Here is a 10815-nt window from a genome sequence, read left to right on the forward strand (position 1 = left end):
CACGCGACATTCGCAACGTTTTTTGTATGGCAGGCTGGAGTTAATGAAAATAATTACGATTGAAGCCAATATCGCCGCCGGTAAAAGCTCTCTTATCGGGCCGCTGGCTGAACGGCTCACCGCGTTGAGCGGCGAAGCGTGGCAGGTAATGATGGAGCCGGTTGATGCCGATCCGCAGTTTTTGGCGCTGCTGCAGGCGTTTACCAGCAGCCCCGGCGATGCCAGCGTCCGCATACGCTTTCAGCTCTATATCACTCTAATGCGCCAGCGGCTGTTGAAAAATCTGCCCGACGGTAATTATTTGATTGAACGCTCGCTTTACAGCGACGTGGTATTTTGTCACGCCAACTTTCTGCATACCGAACGCCCCGACGCCGCCTATATGGATTATTACTATCGGATCAAAGCCTGCCTGAGCGACTATCCGCCGATTGACGTGGTGCTGTATATCGATCGCGATCCGCAGGCCTGCTTTGCCAGCTGCATGGCGCGCGGCCGGGTGGGAGAAACCGCCTATACGCTGGATTATTTTCTCGATCTGAAGCATTTTCACGAGGCCTGCCTGCCGCAGCTGGTGCGAGCTTACCCCGCACAGCTGATTACCTGCCAGACAGGAACCGGCTTCGCCGATGCCGATACGCTGGCCGCGCAGCTGATAGCGCAAGCCAGCTGGAAAACGTAACCGGCGACGCTTATAAAGCTATGCATCCTTTGCGGATAAAATCGCGCTCATCTATTTGGCAGGCGCGCCATTAACAGCGCGCTAAATAACAAGAGAGGTTACGGTTTTTTCTTAGGCTGATATTTTTCCGGGATCGACGGCACCGGACGTTTATCATCAATCAGATGACGAATCGCCAGAACAGGATGATGCCACAGCATACGCGGCCCCGCCCAACGCATAATTTGCTTCATCTCTGCGCGTTTGGCGGGCTGATAACAATGAACAGGACACTGTTTACAGGCGGGTTTTTCTTCACCAAAGGCGCAGCGATCGAGGCGCTTCACCGCATATTCGTACAGCGATCGGTAGCGATCGGCATCGGCCTGCGGACAGTTTGCCTGATACAGGGCGATCATTTTCTCAATGGTTCGCTTTTCTCTCTGGATACGCTTTCCTGACATAACGGTTAACCAACACTATCAATCAATAAGGAGTAGACGGCCACGATGGGCTACAGAACCGTGACTTTTTACCCCAAATTAACCGTGCGGGTATTAAGCGCGATCAACAGAAGCGTCTTTGTGCTTATTGACGTTGAGGTTATGCTTTCTGAACTGCATAAAGGACCGGTAACGCAATACGATATATGACTCTTATCAGGTAAAATACCCTGCTGATATATGTCATCACAGGCTGAGCGTATTTAAAAATTCCCCTGAACTTTCGCCGTTATTAACCCAGATTATTTCTGTATCACCATCCGGGAAAGCCACCCTCCGCTTCTCAGCGAAGATTTTCTATCGCTAAGCAAATCTGCGAATTCCAGCATCTACCGGGCAAAAAACGATGAAAGCCGCAATATTAAAAAGGCCGAGGCGTTTGGCCTTGATACCCTGCAATGACGCCGTTGAGAAAAAGTATTGCGCCTGAGGTCGAAGTGGCGCTAACCATTGGTAAGTTATACAGTTACCCGACGGTATCGTCTTTGATTGTCTATTTACCTCAAAAATAGGTACCTGAAGCTAATACGCCTGGCAAAATCCTTCGCCAGCAGAAGTCTCCTGATGAAGAAAAGATGGTGCGGAAGTTACCGGCTGCCGAGATATGCCAGCTATTAAGCTGAGCAGATGTATTAAAGGGTGAGGAAAGGTCATGAACCTGCCTGAAAAAGAGGCTTCTATTCAATGGTACTGGAAACTAATCGACTGATTTTACGGCAATGGCGCAAAGAAGATTATTCCGTCTATGCAAAGCTTACTTCTGACCCGGAAGTCATGCGCTACTTTCCCAGCCCGTTATCGGAGGAACAGAGTTTTAAGCAGGCAGATACGTTGAAAAGCAAAATCGCTAAAAAAGGTTGGGGATTCTGGGCGGTGGAACTGAAAGAGAGCAAAGAATTTATCGGTTTTATCGGATTAAATACAGTTGATGCTGATAGCGGTATCCCTCACGCACCGATGATTGAAGTCGGCTGGCGTCTTCTGGCTACGCACTGGGGAAAGGGGTACGCAACTGAAGGGGCGAAGAGAGCGATCCAATATGCTTTTGAAGAGCTGGAGGCAACGGAAATCTATTCCTTTACAGCGTTAGTTAACAAGCCATCGCAGCGTGTCATGATTAAGTCTGGTATGCAAAATATTGGCGAGGACTTCGATCATCCAAAATTAACCCCAGGGGATGAATTGGCGCGCCATTGCCTTTATCGAATCAATCGTGAGGAATGGGTACACCGTACTGCAGCTGAATAGAATGTATAGGCTTACCGGAATACAGCAAGTAAATAGCCTCTGATAACGACCAGAGATCTACCGTAGCCAGAAAAGCAAAAAACCCCGCCGAAGCGAGGGTTCTAAATTTTGGTGCCGGACTCGGAATCATATCCACGACTAACGCACTGTTTGTTATTGGATTTACTGGTGTTTCTCTCAAACAGCGCCCCCACTAAGGCCCCCATAAAAAATCGATTTGTTTTTGTGAGGGTTATCACGAAAAACGCCATTTAGCGAATGGGGCTTCATTATATGAGGAGTCAGGTCCACACATAACGGCTTGAGGCCCACATATAGTGGATGGAACTCCATACATAACAGTTCGAGGTCTACATATAACGGCGTGAAAAACATACCCACCTCGCTCGTATGGTATTGATCCGTTATCCCAGCATTGAGCTTTAAGTTGATATACCGGATTAGGCACTTTTAGGATGTCGCCATGAGGCAGTCGAGATAATCAAATATCATGGTTCAATTCAATCCCCCTGAACCTGAGCTAAAAGCACTGTTCCAGAACCTCTTCCAGCTTGTTCACCGCCGCCGCATACTTGAGCGAATTTTTATCATTCAGCACTGCCAGATTACGCAGCTTCCAGCGAATGGCCGGGAGATGCTGAATTTCTGGATAACGATACAATGACCAGTCAGGCTTATTTTGCTTATAACCGAGCAAGAATTGACGATCCCGATCCGTAAGGTGTGATTTCAATGTCTGTGGCAATAATGTTGTTACTGACAGTAGCGATCCCAGCGATGTTTCCTGCTGTGTCATCCCTGAAAATTCCTGTGCGTACAGAGTAGCGATCCGCGCTGTGTCCCAGTTAGGTGCCAGCAGTTCAGCAATGGGGCGGGGATGGCCTGCCAGATAGCAAAGAAAACCGTCAAAGATCTCGCGCGTCAGTCCCGGTTTCTCCAGCATATTCAGTACGTCAAACAGATCGCGCGGATGCTGGCGGTCGAGCGCGGCGCAGATTTTACTGCCGTAAAGATCCGCCAGCGAGACGACATTCATCGCAGTAAAGCCATACTCCATTTCCACCTGTTCACACACCGGCATTTCTCTTGGGGCAATAGCAGTCCGCGCCAGACCGGGTTGACCTCAATCTTTATTTGCGCATCAGCGGCGTTAACGATAATGCGCTTCTCATCTGCTTTATTCTCCTGCCGGATAGCCGTGAGTCCCGGTCTATCGTTCAGCGATTCCGTGATACGCATTAATGCATCATTGATGGCTGCCAGATCGGTATCTCGATCTACGAAGGTCTTATATGCCAGATCGATATCCACCGACAGACGGGGAAAATTCTGCACAAACAAATTGATTGCCGTACCGCCTTTCAGCGCGAAGCAGGACTCCTTTGCCACATGCGGCAGGGCAGTCATTAATAGCCTGACCTGTCGGGCATAAATATCACGCAGATCCATCTTCGACTCCTTCCGGTTTAAATGCGCGGGGAACGGTGATTTGATAATCCGGCTCCAGCCAGCCGCCGGGGACGATTTGCCGCTTTCCCGTGCCTGTTTCTATACCGCTTTGATCGAGATACTGAAAATAAGGATGCTCATTGCGTCGGGCAAGATAGAGCATTACCCGGTTGGTTTTAACCGAATGACTGGCGCAGAGCAGAGCCTGTAATTTACGCGGGCTGAGAAGATTCATCCCCTGAAACAGAGCATCGGCATGTTCGAATGAGATCAACGAAGGAACGCCGCAGGCGATCTCATACGCGGCCAGTTCCGGGACACTGCCCGTTAACAATCGGTCGCCGATATTCAGCTTTGTTGTGAATGGCGTTATATCGACGGTGAGGCCAGAGGTATACAGCGTGACAAACGTCGTGGATTGTTCAAAGGCGACAAACCATCCCGGTAGTTTGACGTAAGCCGGAAGCGAGAGCCAGATCTGTTGCCTGCCCGGTTCGGTATAGTGGGCATGGCCCTGTAGTGCAAGGCTGGTCAGCCCCGCCACCCGAACAGGTTTTTTCCACTGCGTTTGCAGGCAGTAAACCGCGTCTATCCAGTCCGGCTCGCGGCCCGTCCGGCAGTAAACGCCGTGTGCGATCCGCCTGAGCCAGCCGTTCTGTACATAGAGGTAAGAGAGCTTACGGTCTATGCCGTTGCGGGTAAGCCATGACTGGAGCAGTACCTGACCGGGAAGGATGTTCTGCATCAGCCAGTTTAGATAGTTTGCCAAATGTCGCCTCTTAATAGACAATTTTTGTTATTTTTAAACTAAATGTAGTGTTTGGGAGCTTAAAATACAAACTAAGCCGCATGGCTATTGGTTTTAAAGCATGCTGATGTGGCTTTATCAATAAGAGGCTTGGGGAAATTGATAACTTTTTCGAGACAGAGCGCAAAATTAGTTTTTGATCAAAAATGGATATATCGGGATGTTAACTTTTATAATTGTTGCTGTATATTTATACAGTAGCAGTCCGATCACCACTGCATCATCTGCGTGCGCTCGTCGAGGTGCTCCGCCTTGTGGATAAGCGCCAAACGCCAGCTTCTTCTTGTCGCCGAAGCGGTACTTGAGATGTCAGAGTTTAGAACCGTTGAGTTTAATCAGCAGGTACAGGCCCTGCGCGTCGCTGAGTTTATAAGGTTTATCGAGCGGCTTTGCGTTGCGGATGGCGGTATCGGTGAGTGGCATGGCGGGGGCTCTGGAGTTTATCGAACCAATAGCCCCCCAATTAAGCGCCCAAAAACTATGGATACAAAAAACCTGACGGAACTTTTCAGCACCATCAGGTTTCTTTAACTTACTGATTTTTAACGTTTCACGACGTATAGGCACGCCATGAAACTAAATTTTGGTGCCCGGACTCGGAATCGAACCAAGGACACGGGGATTTTCAATCCCCTGCTCTACCGACTGAGCTATCCGGGCAACGGGGCGCATTAAACCGTAAAGCCGCGAAGTCGTCAAATGCTTTTCACCGGATTTTTACTGATTGCTGCAAAAGAGCGCAATCAGTAAAAACAGCGATAAAAAGGCCGCTGGCGCGGCGCGCCTTAAGGGAGCGGGACAGGCAAAAAAATATGATCCAGTATTTGCCTGACCACCGGGGCCGCCACCACGCCCTCGCTGCCGCCGTTTTCCAGGATCAACGCCATCGCCACTTTAGGATCGTTATAGGGCGCGAAAGCGGTATAAAACACATGGTCGCGCAGCCGTACCGGGATCATTTTGGCATTATAAACTTCATTCTGCTTCAGGCTGAAAACCTGCGAAGTCCCGCTTTTTGCCGCAATGCCGTAAGGTGCCGTATGAAAATATTTATAGCCGGTGCCGTTGGGCGCGTTAGCCATGCCAAACATAGCGCGTCGCACCAGCGCCCAGTAAGGCGAGCGTGCGTTGGCTATCTGCGGCTGCGGCCTTTCCGGCTGCCAGCGGGTAATGTTTTTACCGCGTTGCGTGGCATACAGCAGATGTGGCGTTACCACGCGCCCGCTATTGATCAGCGCGTCCAGCGCCTTCACCATCTGTATCGGCGTGGCGATCCAGTATCCCTGCCCAATGCCGACCGATACCGTATCGCCCTGATACCAGGCCCGCTTATGCACCTTCTGTTTCCAGGCGCGATCCGGCAGCAGGCCGCTGTACTCCTCTTTCAGATCGATGCCGGTGGATTTGCCATAGCCGAACTGGCTCAGCATCTGATGAATACGATCGATCCCCATCTCAAAAGCCACCTGATAGAAAAACGTATCGGCGGATTCCTCAATCGCTTTGGTCACGTCCAGCGTGCCGTGGCCGCTTTTTTTCCAGTCACGATAGCGCCGCTGCGTTCCCGGCAGTGTCCAGGTCGGTGCGCCGTAAAAGGTGGTTTGCGGAGTGATCACGCCGCTCAGCAGCGCCGACATCGCCATATAGGGTTTTACCGTTGAGGCGGGCGGATACAGCCCTTGAGTCACCCGATTGATTAACGGCAGATCTTTATTTTTTAACAGCTGTTGCCAGGCCCGATAGCCGATGCCCTTCACAAACAAGTTGGGATCGTAGCTGGGGCTGGAAACCATCGCCAGCACCGCGCCATCGCGCGGGTTTTCAATCAGCACTGCCGCGCGCTGCCCTTTTAACAGGCTTTCCACATACTGCTGCAGCGGCAGATCGATCGTAAGCCAGAGATTTTTCCCGGCTACCGGCGGCACCTCTTTTAGCACCCGCACAATGCGCCCGTGGTTATCCACCTCAACTTCCTGATAGCCGGTTTTGCCATGCAGCAGCGATTCGTAGTAGCGTTCGATACCCTGTTTACCGATGTTATGATCGGCGGCGTAGTTCTCCGCCACGCCCTCTTCATTTAGCCGCTGATAGTCGCGGTCATTGATCTTCGATACGTAGCCCACCACGTGCGCCAGCGCCGCGCCGTAGGGATATTGCCGATCCTGATAGCTATCTATTTCCACACCTTCAAAACGATATTGATTAACCGCAAAGCGCGCGACTTCTTCCTCGCTTAGCTCGCTTTTCAGCACCACCGGCCGATAACGGCTGCTCTGCTTCAGCGCCTGATGGAAATCGGCAAGCTCCTCCGACGTTAGCCCAATCACCGGCGTCAGCGCCTGCAGCAGCGCCTGCATATTCTTGATTTTGTATGGCATCACCGTCACGTCATACCAGGTAATATTTTTTACCAGCGCCGTGCCGTTACGATCGTAAATAATGCCGCGCCTGGGGGCGACAGGGATCATTTTGATGTCATTGCGATCGGATCGCGTCTGGTAATAGCCGTGCTGCTGCACCTGCAGGTGCCAGAGGTTTACGACTAACACGACGAAGCACACTACCACCAGGCCAAAAGCAGTTAGCGCGCGCCGGGTAAATAGCTTTTCTTCAGCGGCAAAATCACGAATTTTCATTTATTAAATAATAATTTTATTCATTCTCATTTTGCCGTTCATGATAAAGAGGTCGCCTGGTCAAACTAGCGAAAAGATGCATATCCACCGGGAAAAGTGTGACATTTATTGAGGATGTAACAGATAACGGCGCAAAAGCATGATAAGCGCGCCTGTTAGCGTGGCAAATGCGGGTGAAAATGCGAATAAGCCGCATTCAGGTAGTGAATTAATTATCTTTAAAATCAATAAATTAAAAAGATAAAAATCGAAAAAAAGCGTATTCCTTTAACAGGCTTTGCTGCATAATTCAGCGCATCACCTTTCATCTGTCACTACCCTGAGGAATCGCTATGCTGACCAATGACATGACTGCGCGTTTAAACGAACAGCTAAATCTGGAGTTCTATTCCGCCAATCTGTATCTGCAAATGAGCGCCTGGTGCAGCGATAAAGGCTTTGAAGGCGCGGCGGCGTTTCTGAAATCTCATTCTCGTGAAGAGATGGAACACATGCAGCGCCTGTTTGATTACCTCAGCGATACGGGCGCGATGCCGGTTTTAGGCAGCATCGCTGCGCCGCCGGTCGCCTTTAACTCTCTGGCGGAAGTGTTTGAGCAAACCTATGAGCATGAGCAGCTGATCACGCGTAAAATCAACGAGCTGGCCCACGCGGCGATGACCGCGCAGGATTATTCCACTTTCCATTTCCTGCAGTGGTACGTGGCGGAACAGCATGAAGAAGAGAAACTGTTTAAATCGGTGCTGGATAAGCTGGCGCTGGTGGGCAACAGCGGCAATGGTCTGTTCTTCGTGGATAAAGATCTGGCGAAAATGGACGGTGAAAGCCACGGTCCAACGGCCTAATCTGTAGCCGCCCCGACGCGAATCGCCGCGCCGGGGCCAGGTTTAAAGCATGGTTAACCGCAGTTCAGAAGGCTGCGGTCGGCCAAAGAAGTAGCCCTGAAACAGAGTACATCCTTCTTCCTTCAGCTTATCGAACTGCTCACGGTTCTCAACGCCTTCAGCGGTAATCTGAATATCCAGACTGCGGCTCATTCCGGTAATGGCGCGAATAATCGCCAGCGCTTCACGGCTATCGCTCATATCATTGATAAACGAACGGTCGATTTTAATCTTATCGAACGGAAAAGAGCGCAGGTAGCTTAGCGAAGAGTAGCCGGTGCCGAAATCGTCCAGCGCGATCAGCACGCCCAGCGCTTTCAGGCTTTGCAGGATGTGAATATTGCCCAGCGTATCATCCAGCAGCACCGACTCGGTAATCTCCACTTCCAGCCGCCACGGCTCCAGCCCTGAGCCACGCAGCGCGTCTTCGACCACCGAAACCAGCGCGCTGTTTTTAAACTGAATGGGGGAAAGATTAACCGATACCGCCTGCCCGCCCGCCCAGTTTTTCGCCTCACGGCACGCTTCATATAGCGCCCATGCGCCAAGGCTGTGGATCAGCCCGGTCTCTTCCGCCAGCGGAATAAAATCGCCCGGCATAATTAACCCTTTTGACGGATGATGCCAGCGCATCAGCGCCTCGTAGCCGATAATGGCCTGCTGATCGCTGTTGGTGATCGGCTGATAATACAGCCGCATCTGGTTTTCGGTTATCGCCTCGCGCAGATCGTTCTCCATGCAGCGCCGCGTGCGTGCCTGAACGTCCATCTCCAGGGTAAAATATTCATAGCGATTACGCCCGTTGCGCTTGGCCTCATACAGCGCCATATCGGCGCAGCGTAACAGCTGCTCGGGTGAGGCCAGCTCGGCATCGGCAAAAGCGATACCGATGCTCAGGCCCACCGATAAATTATGCCCGTCAACATTCACCGGCGGATGCACCACCTCGATTAATCGCTGCGCCACCACGTTTGCCTCCTGCTGGTGGTTCAGACTGGGCAGCACAATGGCAAACTCATCGCCACCGATGCGCGCCAGCGTATCCTGCTCACGCAGCACGGCACGCAGGCGTTTGGCAATCGCGCGCAGCAGCTCGTCGCCCATTTGATGCCCCAGCGCGTCGTTAACATTTTTGAAGTTATCCAAATCGAGACAGAGCGCCGCCGTTTGCCGCTCATGCAGCTCTCCCTGACGCAGCGCGTCGCTGAGCCGCTGACGAAACAGAATGCGGTTTGGCAGGCTGGTCAGATAATCGTGATGCGCCATATGATGAATACGCGCATCGGCGGCGCGCTGGTCGGTAACGTCATCGACAATCAGCATGACGTATTGCGTACGCGCATCGCCGCCGCGTACCGTCGCCGCCCGGGTATGCAGAATGCGCTCGCCGCCAGCAGCGCTCAGCTGACGTTCGCTTTGATGGATCCCTTCGCTACGCAATGCCGCATCCGCCAGCATGTCAAAATAGTCGCTCAGCTCCGGCGGCAGGCATTCATGCGGCTTTTTCCCGTGCATACTGTTTTTTTCGACGCCAAACAGCTGCTCGGCCTTGCGGTTTACCAGCAGGATCTCACGTGAAACGGCATCCTCCACCAGCACGCAGGAGGGAATACTGCTGATGATGGTATCAAGAAAGCGCGACATAGCTGTCATACGTTCACTCTGCGCCTCCGCCAGATCTTTGGCGCGCAGAATTTGCTGCTCATATTCACGCCGCTCGGTAATATCGCGGGTAATTTTGGCGTAGCCTACCAGTTGGCCACCCTCGTCGTGAATCGCATCGATCACGACGTGCGCCCAGAAAGCGCTGCCATCCTTACGATAGCGCCAGCCCTGATCCTCAAAGCGGCCCGTTGCGCGCGCGATATTCAGATTGGCCACCGGCGTTTTGTTCCGGCGCTCCTGCGGGCTGTAAAATAGCGAAAAATGCTGGCCGAGGATCTCATGCGCCATATAGCCTTTGGTACGCTGGGCACCTGCATTCCAGTTCGCCACGTGGCCGCCGGGATCGAGCATATAAATGGCGTAATCGGTGACGCTTTCCACCAGTAGCCGATAAAATGTGTCTGGATTCTCGTTCATCATGTTGCCCGGTTGCTGCCTAAATGAGAGATTTGGGTGGGTTGGACATGGCAACGTAATGCATCTGGCTGGTCAGCGCTACGCTAAAGAAAAATTTGTCAATCTGCCCGGCATGACGTTATCGGACGAAGCCTTTCCATTCATATCGGCAAGGTTGACAAATTTTTCCGTTATTTACAGGCGAAATGATCTTAACAAAAAGCCTTAAGCCAGATTCCCGCTGTGGGTAATCCCATACCAGGAGAGAGCGTACCTTTACCCCGCGTCGTCGCTCAATGGCGGCGGTGTTAAAGCCGATGCCGTGGTTTAAGACCGCATCTGCTATTCGGCAGAGATCCCTTTGAACACTATCAGGATATGTTTCTGCTTAATCAGGTTGGCGTACATTTAACCTTGCTAATCGTTACGCTAAAGAACGGCTTTGTTGAATAAATCAGATTTCGGGTAAGTCTTCCCCGTAGCGGGTTGTGTTTTCAGGCAATACGCACGCTTTCAGGCATACCTGCTTTCGTCATTTTGTTCAGCGCTCGTACCAGGGCCATAG

At 51.7% G+C, this 10815-nt stretch carries 7 protein-coding genes, 1 tRNA gene and 3 pseudogenes; 3 read left to right on the forward strand and 8 right to left on the reverse strand.

Annotated features, from left to right (window positions below):
- Positions 1-43: 43 nt before the first annotated feature.
- Positions 44-682 carry a deoxynucleoside kinase gene (locus tag COO59_RS17335; protein ID WP_103060991.1) on the forward strand — a complete coding sequence of 213 codons (639 nt, stop codon included), beginning with the start codon at positions 44-46 and terminating at the stop codon, positions 680-682.
- A 98-nt stretch (positions 683-780) separates the two neighbouring features.
- Here the strand turns inward: COO59_RS17335 and COO59_RS17340 are convergent, their stop codons facing one another.
- On the reverse strand, positions 781-1125 hold the full coding sequence (locus COO59_RS17340) for a nitrous oxide-stimulated promoter family protein (RefSeq protein ID WP_103060992.1): 345 nt from the start codon (positions 1123-1125) through the stop codon (positions 781-783).
- 723 nt (positions 1126-1848) lie between these two features.
- Here COO59_RS17340 and COO59_RS17345 point away from each other — a divergent pair.
- A complete protein-coding gene (locus COO59_RS17345; RefSeq protein ID WP_103060993.1) occupies positions 1849-2412 on the forward strand; it encodes a GNAT family N-acetyltransferase in 564 nt (187 codons plus the stop codon).
- A 520-nt stretch (positions 2413-2932) separates the two neighbouring features.
- Here the strand turns inward: COO59_RS17345 and COO59_RS17350 are convergent.
- From COO59_RS17350 to mrdA, 5 genes and pseudogenes are all read right to left on the reverse strand, one after another.
- Positions 2933-3861 (reverse strand): annotated as a pseudogene (locus tag COO59_RS17350) (nucleotidyl transferase AbiEii/AbiGii toxin family protein).
- Complete coding sequence (locus COO59_RS17355; protein WP_103060994.1) at positions 3848-4630, reverse strand: type IV toxin-antitoxin system AbiEi family antitoxin domain-containing protein; 783 nt, start codon at positions 4628-4630, stop codon at positions 3848-3850. Before COO59_RS17355 ends, COO59_RS17350 begins: the two are co-directional and overlap by 14 nt.
- Positions 4631-4981: 351 nt before the next feature.
- Positions 4982-5092 (reverse strand): annotated as a pseudogene (locus COO59_RS17360) (Arm DNA-binding domain-containing protein); the annotation flags it as partial.
- Between the two features lie 161 nt (positions 5093-5253).
- Positions 5254-5329 (reverse strand) — tRNA-Phe (locus tag COO59_RS17365).
- 125 nt (positions 5330-5454) lie between these two features.
- Complete coding sequence (gene mrdA, locus COO59_RS17370) at positions 5455-7305, reverse strand: penicillin-binding protein 2 (RefSeq protein WP_103060995.1); 1851 nt, start codon at positions 7303-7305, stop codon at positions 5455-5457.
- Positions 7306-7637: 332 nt separating this feature from the next.
- On the opposite strand from mrdA, the gene ftnA reads away from it, so the two are divergent.
- Positions 7638-8150: a non-heme ferritin gene (gene ftnA / locus COO59_RS17375; RefSeq protein ID WP_103060996.1), complete on the forward strand. Its 513-nt coding sequence runs from the start codon at positions 7638-7640 to the stop codon at positions 8148-8150.
- Between the two features lie 42 nt (positions 8151-8192).
- Here the strand turns inward: ftnA and COO59_RS17380 are convergent.
- Both COO59_RS17380 and COO59_RS21335 read right to left on the reverse strand, forming a co-directional pair.
- A pseudogene (locus COO59_RS17380) lies at positions 8193-10247 on the reverse strand (sensor domain-containing protein); the annotation flags it as partial.
- 497 nt (positions 10248-10744) lie between these two features.
- On the reverse strand, positions 10745-10815 hold a 71-nt coding region (locus COO59_RS21335; RefSeq protein ID WP_223349232.1), incomplete at its 5' end, for a hypothetical protein.

This window comes from Mixta theicola, assembly GCF_002895925.1.
Classification (GTDB): Bacteria; Pseudomonadota; Gammaproteobacteria; order Enterobacterales; family Enterobacteriaceae; genus Mixta; species Mixta theicola.

Bases quoted from the DNA above. Each gene is read 5' to 3' on its own strand.
- COO59_RS17335 (WP_103060991.1), top strand. From the start codon at position 44: ATGAAAATAATTACGATTGAAGCCAATATCGCCGCCGGTAAAAGCTCT.
- COO59_RS17340 (WP_103060992.1), bottom strand. From the start codon at position 1,125: ATGTCAGGAAAGCGTATCCAGAGAGAAAAGCGAACCATTGAGAAAATG.
- COO59_RS17345 (WP_103060993.1), top strand. From the start codon at position 1,849: ATGGTACTGGAAACTAATCGACTGATTTTACGGCAATGGCGCAAAGAA.
- mrdA (WP_103060995.1), bottom strand. From the start codon at position 7,305: ATGAAAATTCGTGATTTTGCCGCTGAAGAAAAGCTATTTACCCGGCGC.
- ftnA (WP_103060996.1), top strand. From the start codon at position 7,638: ATGCTGACCAATGACATGACTGCGCGTTTAAACGAACAGCTAAATCTG.